Origin of the sequence: Pseudomonas sp. Leaf15 (assembly GCF_001421425.1) — a bacterium.
Classification (GTDB): domain Bacteria; phylum Pseudomonadota; class Gammaproteobacteria; order Pseudomonadales; family Pseudomonadaceae; genus Aquipseudomonas; species Aquipseudomonas salomonii.
Genome location: NZ_LMKI01000001.1, coordinates 38922 through 55044 on the forward strand (window position 1 = coordinate 38922; position 16123 = coordinate 55044).

The 16123-nt window shown below is 61.3% G+C and carries 21 protein-coding genes; 6 read left to right on the plus strand and 15 right to left on the minus strand.

Annotated features, from left to right (window positions below; all coding sequences use genetic code 11):
• Positions 1–102: 102 nt before the first annotated feature.
• Positions 103–477, plus strand: a complete 375-nt coding sequence (locus ASE80_RS00195) for a hypothetical protein (protein ID WP_133257298.1) — start codon at positions 103–105, stop codon at positions 475–477.
• A 258-nt stretch (positions 478–735) separates the two neighbouring features.
• The gene (locus tag ASE80_RS00200; RefSeq protein WP_056857143.1) at positions 736–1011 is read left to right on the plus strand and encodes a DUF6124 family protein; all 276 of its coding nucleotides are present in this window, start codon (positions 736–738) and stop codon (positions 1009–1011) included.
• A gap of 299 nt (positions 1012–1310) precedes the next feature.
• Here ASE80_RS00200 and ASE80_RS00205 read toward each other — a convergent pair whose 3' ends face one another.
• The 10 genes from ASE80_RS00205 to ccmA all read right to left on the minus strand — a co-directional run bounded on the left by ASE80_RS00205 (position 1311) and on the right by ccmA (position 8665).
• Positions 1311–1703: a hypothetical protein gene (locus ASE80_RS00205; protein ID WP_056857144.1), complete on the minus strand. Its 393-nt coding sequence runs from the start codon at positions 1701–1703 to the stop codon at positions 1311–1313.
• A 15-nt stretch (positions 1704–1718) separates the two neighbouring features.
• On the minus strand, positions 1719–2903 hold the full coding sequence (gene ccmI / locus ASE80_RS00210; protein WP_056857145.1) for a c-type cytochrome biogenesis protein CcmI: 1185 nt from the start codon (positions 2901–2903) through the stop codon (positions 1719–1721).
• Entirely contained in the window at positions 2896–3369 is a 474-nt protein-coding gene (locus ASE80_RS00215; RefSeq protein WP_056857146.1) for a cytochrome c-type biogenesis protein, read from the minus strand. Before ASE80_RS00215 ends, ccmI begins: the two co-directional genes overlap by 8 nt.
• A complete protein-coding gene (locus ASE80_RS00220) occupies positions 3366–3902 on the minus strand; it encodes a DsbE family thiol:disulfide interchange protein (RefSeq protein ID WP_056857147.1) in 537 nt (178 codons plus the stop codon). Before ASE80_RS00220 ends, ASE80_RS00215 begins: the two co-directional genes overlap by 4 nt.
• A complete protein-coding gene (locus ASE80_RS00225) occupies positions 3899–5887 on the minus strand; it encodes a heme lyase CcmF/NrfE family subunit (protein ID WP_056857148.1) in 1989 nt (662 codons plus the stop codon). The genes ASE80_RS00220 and ASE80_RS00225 overlap by 4 nt, the downstream gene beginning before the upstream one ends.
• A gap of 3 nt (positions 5888–5890) precedes the next feature.
• Complete coding sequence (gene ccmE / locus ASE80_RS00230; RefSeq protein ID WP_017136197.1) at positions 5891–6346, minus strand: cytochrome c maturation protein CcmE; 456 nt, start codon at positions 6344–6346, stop codon at positions 5891–5893.
• Positions 6343–6519, minus strand: a complete 177-nt coding sequence (gene ccmD, locus ASE80_RS00235) for a heme exporter protein CcmD (protein WP_017136196.1) — start codon at positions 6517–6519, stop codon at positions 6343–6345. The genes ccmE and ccmD overlap by 4 nt, the downstream gene beginning before the upstream one ends.
• Positions 6516–7271, minus strand: coding sequence for a heme ABC transporter permease (locus tag ASE80_RS00240; RefSeq protein ID WP_056857149.1), 756 nt, complete (start codon positions 7269–7271; stop codon positions 6516–6518). Before ASE80_RS00240 ends, ccmD begins: the two co-directional genes overlap by 4 nt.
• A gap of 93 nt (positions 7272–7364) precedes the next feature.
• The gene (gene ccmB, locus ASE80_RS00245; protein WP_014717701.1) at positions 7365–8033 is read right to left on the minus strand and encodes a heme exporter protein CcmB; all 669 of its coding nucleotides are present in this window, start codon (positions 8031–8033) and stop codon (positions 7365–7367) included.
• Positions 8030–8665, minus strand: a complete 636-nt coding sequence (gene ccmA / locus ASE80_RS00250; RefSeq protein ID WP_056857150.1) for a cytochrome c biogenesis heme-transporting ATPase CcmA — start codon at positions 8663–8665, stop codon at positions 8030–8032. The genes ccmB and ccmA overlap by 4 nt, the downstream gene beginning before the upstream one ends.
• Positions 8666–8865: 200 nt before the next feature.
• On the opposite strand from ccmA, the gene fliK reads away from it, so the two are divergent.
• Both fliK and ASE80_RS00260 read left to right on the plus strand, forming a co-directional pair.
• On the plus strand, positions 8866–10443 hold the full coding sequence (gene fliK / locus ASE80_RS00255; protein WP_056857151.1) for a flagellar hook-length control protein FliK: 1578 nt from the start codon (positions 8866–8868) through the stop codon (positions 10441–10443).
• Complete coding sequence (locus tag ASE80_RS00260; RefSeq protein ID WP_056857152.1) at positions 10440–10769, plus strand: EscU/YscU/HrcU family type III secretion system export apparatus switch protein; 330 nt, start codon at positions 10440–10442, stop codon at positions 10767–10769. The genes fliK and ASE80_RS00260 overlap by 4 nt, the downstream gene beginning before the upstream one ends.
• A 118-nt stretch (positions 10770–10887) precedes the next feature.
• Here the strand turns inward: ASE80_RS00260 and ASE80_RS00265 are convergent, their stop codons facing one another.
• Both ASE80_RS00265 and moaB read right to left on the minus strand, forming a co-directional pair.
• Positions 10888–12075 carry a molybdopterin molybdotransferase MoeA gene (locus tag ASE80_RS00265; protein WP_056857633.1) on the minus strand — a complete coding sequence of 396 codons (1188 nt, stop codon included), beginning with the start codon at positions 12073–12075 and terminating at the stop codon, positions 10888–10890.
• A 22-nt stretch (positions 12076–12097) separates the two neighbouring features.
• The gene (gene moaB / locus ASE80_RS00270) at positions 12098–12637 is read right to left on the minus strand and encodes a molybdenum cofactor biosynthesis protein B (RefSeq protein ID WP_056857153.1); all 540 of its coding nucleotides are present in this window, start codon (positions 12635–12637) and stop codon (positions 12098–12100) included.
• A 76-nt stretch (positions 12638–12713) separates the two neighbouring features.
• Here moaB and mobA point away from each other — a divergent pair, with 76 nt between their 5' ends.
• Entirely contained in the window at positions 12714–13316 is a 603-nt protein-coding gene (mobA, locus tag ASE80_RS00275; RefSeq protein ID WP_056857154.1) for a molybdenum cofactor guanylyltransferase MobA, read from the plus strand.
• Between the two features lie 79 nt (positions 13317–13395).
• Positions 13396–13617: a YgdI/YgdR family lipoprotein gene (locus ASE80_RS00280; protein ID WP_017136187.1), complete on the plus strand. Its 222-nt coding sequence runs from the start codon at positions 13396–13398 to the stop codon at positions 13615–13617.
• 56 nt (positions 13618–13673) lie between these two features.
• On the opposite strand, the gene ASE80_RS00285 is transcribed toward ASE80_RS00280, so the two are convergent.
• From ASE80_RS00285 to ASE80_RS00295, 3 genes are all read right to left on the minus strand, one after another.
• Complete coding sequence (locus ASE80_RS00285) at positions 13674–14564, minus strand: pseudouridine synthase (RefSeq protein WP_056857155.1); 891 nt, start codon at positions 14562–14564, stop codon at positions 13674–13676.
• 71 nt (positions 14565–14635) lie between these two features.
• Positions 14636–14971 carry a hypothetical protein gene (locus ASE80_RS00290; protein ID WP_003189932.1) on the minus strand — a complete coding sequence of 112 codons (336 nt, stop codon included), beginning with the start codon at positions 14969–14971 and terminating at the stop codon, positions 14636–14638.
• Between the two features lie 118 nt (positions 14972–15089).
• Positions 15090–16001, minus strand: coding sequence for a LysR family transcriptional regulator (locus ASE80_RS00295; protein ID WP_056857156.1), 912 nt, complete (start codon positions 15999–16001; stop codon positions 15090–15092).
• Between the last annotated feature and the right edge of the window lie 122 nt (positions 16002–16123).

Consider the following 16123-nt stretch of genomic DNA (forward strand, 5'->3'; position numbering starts at 1 on the left):
ACTCTAAACACCTGTCATTTATCACAGGTGCGCAAAGCAGCGTCTCACAGCATGATAAATCCGTGCACAGATATATAATTTATTATTGACGAGGTGAAAAACATGGCAAAGCCCAACCCAGCCATACAAGGAATCTATTATATGCGTGGCGAGCATAGTCCTGGATTCCTCAGGATTGAATTTGCTGATTTAGATACAGGAGCGATGCAGGTGACTTTTAGTACATCCTACAAAGGCGATCGTATAGGCTCGGCTGAATCAGCCAGCTACAGCAGAGTTGGCTCTCCATCTACTGCAACTACAATATACATAAGATTGCCAATCCTCGATTTAGACGCCACTGACACTAACCATATAAAAATCGGAACCATTACTCTCAACCTGAACGCCGATGATTTCTCATACAAACGACTTTACGGAACCATTACCGACAGTAGAAATTCTGAAGCCAAACAGGTAGAACTTGAGAAGCAGTGACGTGCCTTCAGCTTTAAAACCATTGCATTGAGTGATCGTTCCCACGCGAGCGTGGGAACGACGTATAGCTCCCTCTTTTTAGCTGCCCTCTTGTTAGGACATGCCCTACAAAGTTTTCGGGTTGCGTCCGAGCAAAGCTCACAGCTAACCTTCTCGAGTCGTTGCAAAATCAACGGCCGGGTGTGGAAGCCCGAATGATCCAGGCGCATTAGCGCCCACAGAAGTGAGCGCTTTTTTCATAACTCACGGAGCATCCGTATGAAAAAAGTTACGCCTACCCCAATATCGTCTACCCCGGATGAAACCTCACAAGCCACAAAGAACCTCATCTTCACCGTCCGCCCCGGCCTCAGTACCGAAGTTGCCTTGAGCAATGCCAGCGAAATGCTGGAATCGGCGACCGTGTGCGCCTACGACTGTGCCGAGCATTTGGACGGTTCAAGCCGCAAGCAGGTGCTGGCGGTGGTGCAGATGGTTGAGATTGCGCAGCTGCTGGTGGATCAAGCGCTGAATCGGGAGTGCCCCGTGGCCTGATGGCTGAGGCGATGCTCGTTCCCACGCTCTGCGTGGGAATGCCGCCTGGGACGCTCTGCGTCCCCAAGTGGGCCTGACGCAGAGCGTCACCGGATGCATTCCTTTGCTGCGCGTGGGAACGGTCAAATTCGAACGATCAAAGGGGATCCACTGTGGGAGCTGGCTTGCCTGCAATAGCGGTGAGTCAGTTGGCAGATGGGTAGCTGACACACCGCTATCGCAGGCAAGCCAGCTCCCACAGGGGATTGCGTTTCAAGTTGAGTAATAAAAAAGGCGACCTTTCAAAGGTCGCCTTTTTGTTATTGCGCGTACTGCTTGCTCAACCCCGGCGGCACGCCGTGCACATCGGTGTCTTCCCACGGCCCGTTCGGGCTGATGGAGCGGCTCCAGCCGTTGCTCCAGCGGTAGTAGGTGCGTTGGCGGTAGAAGGTGTCGGGCTGTTCGTCGAGTACATACACCTGCATCTTGCCGTCCCAGTGGCTGGCGGCGCCCGGTGGTGGGGCGAAGGTCGGCGATTTGCTTGGCACAGGTTTCGGCGGCGGTGTTACCGGGCCGGACGGTTTGGTGCCAGGCTGGGTCGCCGGGCCAGACGGCGGGATGGTCGGGCCGGTGGGCGCGGGAGGCCGATGGACCGCACAAGCGCTCAAGCCGAGTACCAGGCTGAGCAGGGTGATGCGTGCAAATGCGGTCATAGGCGTTTCCTCGAATTATTTGTCCGGAGTGTCGATGGTCAGCTGCTGCAGTGCAGTGGTGGTGCTGGCCAAGGGTTGGCTGCGGCCGATCCACTCGCCAGTGGTCGGCTGACCGGCCCTGGATATGCGCGCAACCAGTTGGACTTCGGGGAAGTTCGACAGTTTCAACTGCGGCATCATTGCGTCCGCATCGCCCAGCTCGACGGTAACCGGCAGTTCAGCCACGGTGACACGCTTGGCCGCCAACGGTGCCGGAGGGCCATTCACGGCGCGGGCAAAGATAAACACGCTGTCGGTGGGCAGGGCTTTGGCCTTCACGTCGGACGCCAGGTCCACGCGCACTTTCATCACGGTTTTTGCCGCAACCGTGCCACCGCTTTCCTTGAGCTTCTCGGCCGCGCGGTCAATGCCACCTTGCAGCGCGACACGGGAGTTGTCTTCCGGTGGCAACTGGGCCAACAGGCGGTTCCAGTAATCGATGGCTTCCTGATAACGCTGGCCTTCAAAGGCGGCGATACCCAGCAGGCCAAGGCTGGTGACTTCCTTGGGGTCGAGTTTCAAGGCTTCATCGGTCAGCGCCTGCACCTTGGGCGACCATTGTTTGTTGTCGGCAAAGTACTGCGCCTGCGCCCACTGGCCGAGCAGTTCGGGCTGGCGACCGGCCAGTGCGACGGTGCGTTCGAAGATTTTCGCGGCGTCCGCGGAACGGTCCTGAGCCATGTAGGCGCGGCCGAGGAAGTACAAGCCTTCCGCCGAGTCCGGCTGGGCGGCGGCGGCGCGCTCCAGGCGGCGGGTCATGTCTTGCATCGACACCGGCGGCTGGGAGAATTCGCGGGTCAGTTCGACCTTGTCGCTCGCCCCGTAATGCAGGTACAGCGCAACGCCCAGGACCGGCACGAGAAACGCCGCCAACAACGGCAGTGGTTTGCCCAGGCGCGATTCACGCGGCTTTTCTACGCCTTCGGTGTCGGCCAGCAACTCACGCGCAGCCTCGGCGCGGCCGGTGTCGAGCTGAGCGGCATTCAGCACGCCTTCGTCCTGCTGCACTTGCAGCTCGGCCACGCGTTCTTGATAAAGCGCCACGTTCAATGCGGTGCGATCCTCTTCACGCTGGGCACGGCGGCCGCGCAGTACAGGGATCAACAGGAAACTCAGGGCAATCAGGAGCAGCAACCCTGCTGCGAGCCAAAAATCAATCATCAGTCTTGGTGTCCAGCAATTGGTCGAGGCGTTTGCGCTCATCCGGGGACAGCGCATCGGAACCATCAGTCGGCGCGGCGCGGCGGCGGCGCACGATCACGGCCATCACCACCACACCGGCCAGCAGCAGCCCGGCGGGGCCGAACCAGAGCAGCGCAGTCTTGCCGGTGAGGGCCGGTTTGTAGCGCACGAAATCACCGTAGCGGTCGACCATGAAGTCGATGATCTGCTGGTTGTCCTTGCCCTCCCCCAGCATGCGGAAGATCTCTTTGCGCAGGTCGGCAGCGATCGGGGCGTTGGAGTCGGCGATGTCCTGGTTCTGGCATTTGGGGCAGCGCAGTTCCTTGGTCAGTTCGCGGAAACGCTCGCGGTCACCTTCCTTGGCGAACTCGTAAGTGTCGATGGCCGCGTGGGCGACGCCAACGAGTCCAAGGGCCAACACAGCAGCGGCTAACAGACGCTTCATGGCTTGGCCTCATCGACCAGCGCCTGATACTTGGCGGCCAGTTGCTCGCGCCAGACCACTTCGTCGATCACGCCAACATACTTGTCGCGGATCACGCCCTTGGCATCGATAAAGAAGGTTTCCGGCGCGCCGTACACACCGAGGTTGAGGCCGAGGTTGCCGTCTTCATCGCGGATATCCAGCTGGTACGGGTTGTGGAACTCGGCCAGCCACTTCAAGGCCGCCGCATTGTCGTCCTTGTAGTTGATGCCGTAGATCACCACGCCCTGCTCGGCCAGTTTGTTCAGCACCGGGTGCTCGACGCGGCAGGAGATGCACCAGGTGCCCCACACATTGACCAACGCCGGTTTGCCCAGCAGGTCGGCCTGGGTCAGGGTTTTGTCGCCCTGTACCGTCGGCAGGCTGAACGCCGGAAATTGTTTGCCGATCATCGCCGAAGGCAACTCGGCGGGGTCCAGGTACAAGCCGCGATACAAAAACACGGCCATCACCAGAAAGGCCGCCAGCGGTAACACCATCAACCAACGCTTCATGCCGCCGCTCCTTGCAGGCCGAGGGCTTCACGCACCCGGCTTTTGACCTTGACTCGATAACGCCGGTCCAGCGCGGCCAGCAAGCCACCAAAGCCGGTGAGCAAACCGCCGAACCAGATCCAGCGCACGAACGGTTTCACATGCACGCGCACCGCCCAGGCGCCGTCGCCCAAGGGTTCACCCAGCGCCACATACAGGTCGCGGGTGAAACCGGCGTCGATACCGGCTTCGGTCATCATCGAACTTTGCACGGTGTACAGGCGTTTTTCCGGGTGCAGCACCGCCACTTCCTTGCCGTTGCGCACCACCCGCACAGTGCCTTTGTCGGACGTGAAGTTCGGGCCTTCGAAGTGCTTGGCACCCTCGAAGATGAAGTGGTAACCGGCCAAATCCATGGACTCACCCGGCGCCAGGCGCAGGTCGCGCTCGGCACTGTTCTGGCTGGACAGCACCACGCCGAGGGCGCACACGGCGATGCCGATGTGGGCGACCTGCATGCCCCAGTAGCTGCGGGTCAATGTTGGCAGACCTTTGATCAGGCCTTTGTGGCGGGTCTTGTCGAAGATGTCGCGCACGCCGGCCAGCAATACCCAGGCAGCCAGCAGGAAGGTGGCGAGCACCGCCCAGTTGAAGTCGCCATAGGCAAACCCGGCGATCACTGCCAGGGCCACACTGCCGAGCAGCACAGGCATCAACATGCCGGCCAGCCATTTGACCGGCGTGTCTTTCCAGCGCACCAGCACACCCACGGCCATCACCACCATCAACAGGCCCATCAACGGGATAAACAACGCGTTGAAGTACGGCGGGCCGACGGACAGCTTGGCGCCGCTCAGCGCGTCCAGCACCAAGGGGTACAGGGTGCCGAGCAGGATCATCGACGCGGCCACCACCAATACCAGGTTATTGCCCAGCAGCAGGGTTTCTCGCGACCACAGGTTAAAGCCGACCTGGCTCTTGACCACCGGCGCGCGCAGCGCAAACAGGGTCAGCGAGCCGCCAACCACAAACAGCAGGAAGATCAGGATGAATACGCCGCGTTCCGGGTCGGAAGCAAACGCATGCACCGACGTGAGCACGCCCGAACGCACCAGGAAAGTACCCAACAGGCTGAGGGAAAACGCGGCAATGGCCAGCAACACCGTCCAGCTTTTGAACACGCCGCGTTTTTCGGTGACCGCCAGCGAGTGAATCAGCGCGGTGCCGACCAGCCAGGGCATGAACGAGGCGTTTTCCACCGGGTCCCAGAACCACCAGCCGCCCCAGCCGAGTTCGTAGTAGGCCCACCACGAACCGAGGGTGATACCGATACCGAGAAACGCCCAGGCCACAATGGTCCACGGCCGCGACCAGCGCGCCCAGGCTGCATCGAGGCGCCCGCCGAGCAAGGCGGCGATGGCAAACGCAAAGGCCACGGAGAAACCGACGTAGCCCATATAAAGCATCGGCGGGTGCACGATCAGGCCGATGTCTTGCAGCAACGGATTGAGGTCATGCCCGTTCGCCGGGATCTGCGGCAGGATGCGCGTGAACGGGTTGGAGGTCATGATCAAAAACAGCAGGAAGCCGATGCTGATCATGCCCATCACCGCCAATACGCGGGCTAGCATGACCTGCGGCAGTTGCCGCGAAAACACCGACACGGCAAAGGTCCAACCGCCGAGGATCAACGCCCACAGCAGCAACGAACCTTCGTGGGCGCCCCACACGGCGCTGAACTTGTAGTACCACGGCAGCGCGCTGTTGGAGTTATTGGCCACGTAGGCGACGGAAAAGTCGTCGGTCATAAAGGCGTAGGTCAGGCAGCCGAATGCGAACACCAGAAACGCGAACTGGCCCCAGGCAGCCGGCTGCGCCAGGCTCATCCACAGGCGGTCGCCGCGCCAGGCGCCGAGCAATGGCACCACGGCCTGGACGATGGCGAAGCACAGGGCGAGGATCATCGCCAACTGGCCCAGCTCCGGAATAAACAGTGCGGACGTCATGGCTTAGCCCTCCTTGGCAGGTGCTGGGGCCGATTGGCCGCTGTCTTTCAACGCCTTGGTCACTTCCGGCGGCATGTATTTCTCATCGTGCTTGGCCAGTACTTCATCGGCCACCACCACGCCGTCGGCGTTGAGCTTGCCCAGGGCGACGATGCCCTGGCCTTCACGGAACAGGTCCGGGAGGATGCCGCGATAGGTGATGGTCACGGCTTTGTTGAAGTCGGTGACCACAAAGGTCACGTCGAGGGAATCACCGGAACGCTTCAAGGAACCCTTCTCGACCATGCCGCCGGCGCGGATGCGCGTGTCGACAGGCGCTTCGCCATTGGCGATCTGGGTCGGGGTGTAGAACAGGTTGATGTTCTGCTGCAAGGCGCTCAGGGCGAGGGTCACGGCAATGCCGACGCCGGCCATGATGGCGAGGATGATCAACAGACGCTTTCTACGCAGCGGATTCACTTATCGGTCTCCCGGCGCAAACGACGCGCCTCTTGTTGCAGGTAACGCTTGCGGGCCAGGATCGGCGCGGCGACGTTGAGGGCCAGCACCGCCAGGCAGATGCCATAGGCGGTCCAGACATACAGGCCGTGATGGCCCATGGCGAGAAATTCACTGAACGAATTGAAGTTCATGGGCGGGCTCCCAGGCTGCTTTGCACTTCGGCCTTGACCCAGCTGGTGCGGGCTTCACGCTTGAGCACTTCGAGGCGCATGCGCATCAGCAGCACGGCGCCGAAGAAGCAGTAGAACCCCAGCACCATCAGCAGCAGCGGCGCCCACATTTCCACGGGCATCGCCGGTTTTTCGGTGAGGGTGAAGGTGGCGCCCTGGTGCAGGGTGTTCCACCACTCCACCGAGTATTTGATGATCGGGATGTTGATCACACCGACAATCGCCAGCACCGCACAGGCCTTGGCGGCGCTGTCGCGGTTGCTGATGGCATTGCCCAGGGCGATAAGGCCGAAGTACAGGAACAGCAGGATCAGCATGGAGGTGAGCCGCGCATCCCACACCCACCATGAACCCCAGGTCGGTTTGCCCCAGATCGCGCCGGTGACCAGCGCCACGGCGGTCATCCAGGCGCCGATGGGCGCGGCGCATTGCAGGGCGACGTCGGCCAGTTTCATCTTCCACACCAGGCCGACGATGCCGCACACCGCCAGCATCACATAGCAGGACTGCGCCAGCATGGCGGCGGGCACGTGGATATAGATGATGCGAAAGCTGTTGCCTTGCTGGTAGTCCGGCGGCGCGAAGGCCAGGCCCCAGACCAGGCCGATGCCGATCAGCAAAATGGCGGCGACGCTCAACCACGGCAGCAATTTGCCGCTGATGCCGTAAAACCATTTGGGCGAGCCGAGCTTGTAAAACCAGGTCCAGTTCATTGCTGTTTCCATCACGGTGGCTGTGCGTCATTGCGCAAAGCTCAGGGTCTTTCTTATGTTGAAGAGCTGATTATGTCGCTTAACCAGACCTCATTATTCGCCGACGCTGATCTTCAGGCCAGCCGCTATAGCAAAGGGTGTCAGGGTTACCGCCAGGGCGGTCAGGCTGCCAAGCCACAGGAGGTAACCGGTCGCCGGCATGCCCATGAGCGCGGCCTGCAAGGCGCCGCTGCCCAGGATCAACACCGGGATGTACAAAGGCAGAATCAGCAGGGCCAGCAACAGGCCACCCCGCTTCAAACCGACGGTCAACGCTGCGCCCACCGCCCCCAACAGGCTGAGCACCGGCGTACCGAGTAACAAGGACAGGAGCAATACCGGCAGGCACTCAACGGGCAAGCCGAGCATCATCGCCAGCAGCGGCGAGAGCAATACTAGCGCCAAGCCGGAAAAAACCCAGTGTGCCAGCACCTTGGCCAGTACCAGAAGTGGCAAGGGGTGCGACGAAAGGACCCACTGTTCGAGGGAACCGTCTTCAAAATCACTGCGAAACAGCCCGTCCAGCGAGAGCAGCACCGATAAAAGCGCGGCCACCCACACCAATCCTGGGGACAAGGTTTGCAACAGTTTAGTCTCGGGGCCGACCGCCAGCGGGAACAACGCGATGACGATGGCGAAGAACACCAAGGGGTTGGCCAATTCGGCCGGGCGGCGGCACAACAGGCGGGCTTCACGGGCGACTAACAGCGCGAACACACTCATGCCGACCACCGCCCTAAATCCAGGTCGCGGTAACCGGCGGGCCTGCGCACCAGCGTGTGGTGGGTGGTGAGCAGCACCAGGCCGCCCTGTTCACAGTGCTGGGCCAAGTGTTCTTCGAGTTGGGCGACGCCTTGCTTGTCGAGGGCGGTGAAAGGCTCATCGAGAATCCACAGCGGCGGGCCAGGCAGATACAAACGCGCCAGCGCCACGCGGCGCTGCTGGCCGGCGGACAAGGTGTGGCAAGGCACGTCTTCAAAACCCTTGAGGCCGACCGCGGCCAGTGCCTGCCAGATGGCATCGCGGGACGCCCGATGATGCAGGGCGCTGAGCCAGCTGAGGTTTTCTTCCGGCGTGAGCACGTCCTTGATGCCGGCGGCGTGGCCGATCCAGATCAGGTTGCGCGCAAGCTCGGTGCGTTGCTCGTTAAGGGGCTTGCCGTTGAGTCGAACCTCACCGGCCGTCGGCTGCATCAACCCGGCCAGCAGGCGCAGCAAACTGGTCTTGCCGCTGCCGTTGGGGCCGCTGATCTGCACCATGTCGCCGCCCGCCAGCCGCAGTTCGAGGTGCTCGAACAGCAGGCGCAGGTCGCGTTCACAGGCAAGCGCTACGGCTTCTAGAAGAGGGCTGGTCAAAAGATCGCGGGCCTTTACGGTTCAAGTCGGCGGTGCAGCGGCCGTTATAGAGAAATGCACAATAACGGCTTTGGCGACCGATTTTAGAGAGCTGGATCAAATAGTTGTGAGGTTTTTACCGCTCTCTTTGCAGACGGGCGGCATTATACATGTGATGCCCTACTCTAAAGAGGGCAATTTCCCCAGAGACGACGCGCACGATGACCGGTGAGATCAACCTTCCTACGCTGCCGCCAGCACCGACGCCCGGGCCTGCCCCGCTGCCGCCGACCGGCGAGTTGTTGAAACTGCTGGAGCCGCAGACCGGCCTGATCGACCCTGGAAAAACCGCCAACGCCGAGGTGATTGCGCTTAAACAAGGCGGTGATGCGTTTCAGCTGTTGCTCAAGTTGACCCTCGAAGGCGGCCGCCAGACCTTGGTACAGGCCAGCAGCGCCCAGCCGTTGCCGTTGGGCAGCAATGTGGCGGTGAGCCAGACGCCGACCGGCAACCTGAGCATCACTTTGCAGCAAGCCTTGAGCGCTAATGTGGCCGCGCTGACGCGCATCGACACCACGCAAATGCCGGTGGGCACGCTGTTGCAGGCCAAGGTGCTGACCACCCAAATGCTGCCGCAAGGCACGGCGCAACCGGCGATTTATCGCTCACTGGTCAGCGTGCTCAATAACGCCCTGGCCGGCACCACGCTGAGCCTGGAAAGCCCGCAGCCGCTGCGGGTCGGCAGCTTGCTCAGCGCCGTGGTGCAAAATGCGCAAACCCTGAATTTCGTGCCGTTGAGCGGGCTGAAGGATCAGTTGGCCGTGGCGCAACAGCTGTCGACCCAGCAAAGTCGCCAAGGCTCGCTGGATGTGCTGTTTACCGCGCTGCAAAGCCTGCCTGCCGACGACACCACCTCCAGCGACCTGCGCGCCGCCGCCGCGCGCTTGCTCAACGCCCTGCCCGACCTGGCGCAAGTCAGCAACCCCAAGGTGCTGGCGCAGCTGGTACAAAACAGCGGTGTGTTTCTTGAAGCAAAATTGCTCGCCGGGCAAAACCCGCAGGTGCCACCACTGGATATGAAAGGCAGCCTGTTGCGGCTGGTCGCCGAACTGCTGCCCGCCCTGCCCGCCGCGACGAATCTGAATGCCATCCTCGCCGCCAATACCCTGGCCCAGGTACTGCCGAACTTCGTGCGTAACCCGCTCAGCACCCTCGGCCAGATCGGCGCACGGCAAGCCCCGGCGGGCTTTCCGCTGCCGGACCGGCTGATGGCGAAACTGGCAGGCGAAGGCGACCTGGAAAACCTGCTGCGCCTGGCCGCCGGGGCGATTTCCCGGCTGCAAAGCCACCAGTTGTCGAGCCTGGAGCAAACCGGCACCACCGCCGATGGCCGGCTGCAAACCACCTGGCAGCTGGAAATCCCCATGCGCACCTTGCAGGACATTGTGCCGTTGCAGGTCAAGTTCCAGCGTGAAGACCCGCCGCCGGACAAGGACCAACCGGAGCGCAAGGACAAGAAAGACCCCAAGCAAATGCTTTGGCGCGTCGAGCTGGCCTTCGACATGGAGCCACTGGGCCCGCTGCAGGTGCAGGCGCAACTGACCCAGGGCAAATTGTCCAGTCAGCTGTGGGCCTCGCGCCCATTCACCGCCAGCCTGATCGAAAGCCATTTGGGCAGTTTGCGCGAGCGCCTGGTGACCTCGGGTATCAATGTCGGCGACCTGGACTGCCACCTCGGTACGCCGCCACGTGGGCCACGAACCGGATTGGAGCAACGCTGGGTGGATGAAACCGCATGAAAAACTCCCTTCCGCCACGCCAGGCGATTGCCCTCAAGTACGACGGCCAGCAAGCGCCAACCCTGACGGCCAAGGGCGACGATGCCTTGGCCGAAGCCATTTTGAAGTTGGCGCGGGAAAATGAAGTGCCGATCTATGAGAATGCCGAGTTGGTGAAACTGCTGGCGCGCATGGAATTGGGCGACAGCATCCCGGAGGAGCTGTACCGCACGGTGGCCGAGATTATTGCGTTTGCGTGGACGCTCAAGGGTAAATTCCCGGTGGGCTATGACCCGAATGCCGAGCCGGTGGAGCGGGATGTGACTGAGCGTGGGGATGATTACTAGCTGCACACAAGTCCAAATGTGGGAGCTGGCTTGCCTGCGATGCAGACACCTCGGTACATCAGGTACACCGAGTTGATGCTATCGCAGGCAAGCCAGCTCCCACAGTCGGTCTCTATTGTCAGTTCAGCACTTCACTCAAGGGAATGAAATTGACGCGGTCGCCAATATCGAGTGTCGTCCCCTCCAACACCTCCACAAACCCTTCGGCCCACGCCGCGCTGCGCAGCACGCCGGAGCTCTGGTTGCGGTAGATAATCGCCCGGCCCTGTTCGATACGCCCGCGCAGGTACTCGCGACGGTTGCCCGGCTGAGGCCATACGAACCCCACCGGCACTTCGAAACGCAGCGGCGCCACGTCCTGCACGCCTTGGCGGCGCAGCAGATAAGGCCGGGCCAGCAGTGCAAAGGTCACCAGCGTCGAGGCCGGGTTGCCGGGCAGGCCGATCACCGGCACACCGCGAAAGTGCCCGAAGGTCAGCGGTTTGCCCGGCTTGATCGCAAGTTTCCACAGGGCCAGTTTGCCCTCTTCGCGCAGGGCGATGCCGAGAAAGTCCGCCTCGCCGACCGAGACACCGCCGGTGGACAGGATCAGGTCGACACTGCCCAGGCTCGCCAGGCGTATGCGGGTCTTTTCCAGATCATCCGGAAGAATTCCGGCATCGATCACTTCACAGCCCATGCGCACAAGCCAGCTGCACAACACACGCCGGTTGCTGTTGTAGATCTGCCCCGGCCCCAGCGGCAGGCCGGGTTCGATCAGTTCGTCGCCGGTGGACAGCACGGCCACACGCACCCGGCGCACCACACTCAGGCAGTCATGCCCGAGGGAGGCCGCCAGGCCCAATTCAATCGGGCCCAGCCGAGTGCCGGCGTTTAGCACCAATTCACCGACCGTGGTTTCCTGGCCTTGGGGGCGGATGTTCTGGCCGGCCCGCAAGCGCTCGGTGAAGCTCACGCGGTCGTCGGCGTGCACCACGGCGTTTTCCTGCATCTCCACACAATCGGCGCCTTCAGGCACCGGCGCGCCGGTAAAGATGCGCGCGCAGGTGCCGGCGGCGAGTGGCTGCGGTGCCTGGCCGGCGAAGATGCGCTGGCTCACGGGCAGCGGCTCGCCGGTCCAGTCGGCCAGGCGCAGGGCGTAACCGTCCATGGCGCTGTTGGGCCAGGGCGGCAGGTCGAGGGTGGAGGCCAAATCTTGCGCCAATACGCGGCCATCACACTCGGCCAAGGGCTGCACGTCGTGCTCGCGAATCGGCGTTGCTTCAGCCATGTCCAGTAGTTGCTGCAGCGCTTGTTCCACCGGCATCAGTGCACCGGACTTGCCAGGCTTACCCACGGGATTCGCAGGGTTCGGCCTGCTTCAGGTGCGGCACAAAGTTGCACGGGCGGTGGCGGTTATCCAGCTGCTCGGCAAGGATGCCATCCCAACCGGTGCGCACGGCGTTGGTCGAACCCGGCAGGCAGCAGACCAGCGTGCCGTTGGCCAGGCCGGCCAGCGCGCGTGATTGCACGGTGGAGGTGCCGATGTCGGCCACGGAGATCTGGCGGAACAGCTCGCCAAAACCGTCGACCTGCTTGTCCAGCAGGCAACTGACGGCTTCGGGCGTGCTGTCGCGGCCGGTGAAGCCGGTGCCGCCGGTGATCAGCACCACTTGCACCACGTCTTCGGCGATCCAGTGGGCGACCTGGGCGCGGATTTTGTACAGGTCGTCCTTGAGCAGCACACGCTCGGCCAGGTTGTGGCCGGCGGCGGTCAGGCGATCGACGAAGACCTGGCCGGAGGTGTCGGTGTCCAGGGTGCGAGTGTCGCTGACGGTCAGCACAGCGATATTGAGGGGTACGAAAGGCGCATCAGCCTTGGCTTTCATGGCTCGGTCCGGTTGTCGAATGAACAGCCCGATGTTATATCACAGGCCCCTATTTGCCTGCCGCAGCGGAACCACCATGTCGCTTGATTCTTCGCCCCTGCCCTGTTCGATCCTGCTGCTGGCCGGCGGCCGTGGCCAACGCATGGGCGGCCAGGACAAAGGCCTGCTGCCCTGGTACGGCCAGCCGTTGGTTGCCCATTTGCAGCGCCTGACTCGCCCGCTCACCGATGACCTGATCATCTCGTGCAACCGCAACCATGAGCAGTACGCGCCGTATGCCGACCAGTTGGTGAGCGACGACAGCCCGGAGTTCCCCGGCCCGCTGGCGGGCATCCGCGCGGGCCTGGCCGCCGCGCACCATGCGCATGTGCTGATACTGCCGTGTGACGTACCCAACATCGACGCAGGACTGTTGGTCGAACTACGTGAGATTGCACAAAGCAACCCGCAGCTGCCGGTGATGGTACGCCATGGCGCGTTCTGGGAACCCTTGATCTGTATCATCCCCACCCACCTCAAAACCGCGGTACAACAGGCATGGGACGCCGGTGAGCGCAGCCCGCGCAAGCTCTTCCTGCAGCTGGGCGCAGTGGGCCTGGAATGCCCCGCCGATGACCCACGCCTGGCCAACTTGAATACACCCGAGCTGTTGCACCCTGGGTCCGGCGTGTCAGAATGAACCTCGCACAAGGAACTTTGTCGACGCCATGCGCGTCACAAGGTCAGCTATTTAAAAGAATTCTCTTGGAGACAAACTCATGACTCAACGGACCATCGCCGCTCTCATGCTTGCACTGGGCCTCGCCACTCTCGCCGGTTGCGCTTCGCCTACAGTGATCACCCTGAATGACGGTCGCGAAATCCAGGCCGTCGACACCCCTAAATACGACAAGGCTTCGGGCTTCTACGAGTTCGAACAACTTGACGGCAAGCAGACCCGTATCAACAAGGATCAGGTTCGCACCGTTAAAGACCTGTAAGTCTTAAGCGTTTGCCCACAAGGCCCGCCATGTGCGGGCCTTGTCGTTTCTGGCGGTTACCAGTCGAGGGTGATGCGGCTGCGAAAGTCGCGTTGTTCACCGGTCACCGGGTCGATAAAGCGCACGCCCTGGGCCAGCAGTTTGAGCGGGTTGGCGTAGTCGTCCTCGGCATCCTTGAGCACGTCGGGGTAGAACGGATCGTTGCAGATACTCGCCCCCAACGCCGTCATGTGCACCCGCAGCTGGTGCTTCTTGCCGGTCACGGGGAACAGTCCGTAGCGCCACAGATCGCCATTTTTCTCGCGCACTTGCACCGCCGTTTCGGTGTTGCTGGCGCCCGGCCCTTCCTGCATGCGAAAGAACGGCTGGCCATCGACCAGGCGACTTTTATGCACCAGCGGGAAGGTCAGGTCGGGTAAGGCCGGGGCAATGGCTTCGTAGAGTTTATCGATGCGCCGCGTGGGGAACAGCTGTTGATACGCGGACCGGGTTTGCGGGTTGGCCGAGAACAGCACCAGCCCCGCCGTGTGCCGATCAATACGATGCAAAGGCACCAGCGCGGGGTTGTCCAGGCGACGAATCAGGCGGCGCAACAGGGTTTGCTCGACGTATTCGCCGGCCGGGGTCACCGGCAGAAAGTGCGGTTTGTCGGCCACCACCAAGTGCTCGTCGGCATACAGGATGGTTTCCTGAACCGGGATCACCTTCTCATTCGGCACTTCGCGGAAATAATAAATGCACAGGCCTTCCTTGTAGGCGAGGTCCAGGTTGATCGGCTGGCCATTGATGTCCAGGACACGGCCACGGGCGACGCGGTCCAGCCACTGCTCACGGCTGATCGCCGGAAAGTGCTCGCACAGGCAATCGAGCACCGTCGCCCACGGGCCGGGTGGCAGGTACAACGTGCTGGCTTGATGCTGGGACGCAGAGAAAGCGGATGTGGACATGCAATGCTCGAAACCTGGATAAACCGGCAGGCATTATCCCGCATGGAACGCGATTGGGCCTAGGGCGGATCTCAGGCCTTGGCCAATTGCGCTCGCAACACCGGCGAGGCGCTGGCAGCCTCGGTAAATTCCTTGAGCCAACGCAACACGTCCACCGCTTCCCAGCGGCCGGGATCGTAGAGCGCGTACAACAAGCCCTGGTAACCCACCACGTCCAGCTGCTTGTGGTAACCGGCGCGCTGGAACAACGCCTCGATTTCGGCAAAGCAGGTATTGAAATGCACTTTGTTAAACGGCGTCTTGCCTTCCGTGACAAGGCCGTCGAGGCGCAGCTCGTTCACCGCGTCGCGCACGACGTCGGCGGACATGCGATTGACGCTGCTTTTCAGTTGTTCAACATTCACCACGGGCGTTCCCTCTATTCAATCGCTGTACAAACATACAGTAACTTAATATTCGGAAACTCGCCATCGCGAAAACGCGCCCGGGCGATCAAGAGCACCCGTGCACGATCAGTGGGTCTGCTCAGAGGTTCTGCAACTGAGCGCTTATGCGCTGACAATTGCTGCGCAGCACCTCCACAAAGTGGAGGACGCTGGACGATTCGGGGCGATGCAACGGCCGTACGACACTCACACAGTAAGAAATCGAATGGGAAAAACGCCGGATCTGCAACCCTCTGCCCACATAGTCCAGCGCAGTGAGCGGATTGACGATTGCAACGCCGACACCCAGGTTGACGGTCGCACACACAGCGCTGGCGTTATGCGTTTCGACCACCAGCCGTCTCTCAATACCGGCCTGGTGAAAGATCGCGTCGGTTTTGATCCTGTAGGGATCATCCGCCGCAAGGTAAACAAAATTCTGCCCATTGAAGTCCTCTGGTGTGAGGACCGCTTTTGCATTGAGCGCATGGTGAGAGGGCAAGACACACACCACATCAAGGTTTAACAAGGTTTCGCTGTGGGTTCCAGGTGGCGTCTCAAGGGTTTCAGTCAGCCCCAAATGATAACGCTGAGCCGTCAGTGACTCTTCCAGCGCGGGAGACTCCTGCGGCGTGACATTGATGCTGACACCCGGGAATTTAATACAAAAATCCTGGCAGACCTGCGGCAGCAAGGCATTCGAAAACGCCGGCAGGCAGGTCAGCGAAATCTGCCCATGGCGAAAGTGCCGGATCGCCTCAGCGGCGTTCTTGACGCGCGCCAGGCCCACATAGCTGCGCTGAACTTCATCGAAAAGCATCAGGCCATGCTCGGTGGGAATCAGCTTTGCGCCCGCGCGTTTGAACAAGGTCAACTGAGTCAAGGTTTCAAACCGACTCAGCTCGCGGCTGATAGTGGGCTGCGAGGTATGCAGGAGAGCAGCGGCAGCGGTTGCACTGCCGGTGGTCATGACCGCCCAGAACACTTCCACGTGGCGAAAACTGAAATTCATGAGCAAACCCACGCACTGAATTGAATGGGTCGAACCATATCAGAAATGAATAGATGGCCATCATTTTGATATTTTTTCTTTATTTTTTCGCCATGCACACTTGCATCGTCTGCGCTGAGAAA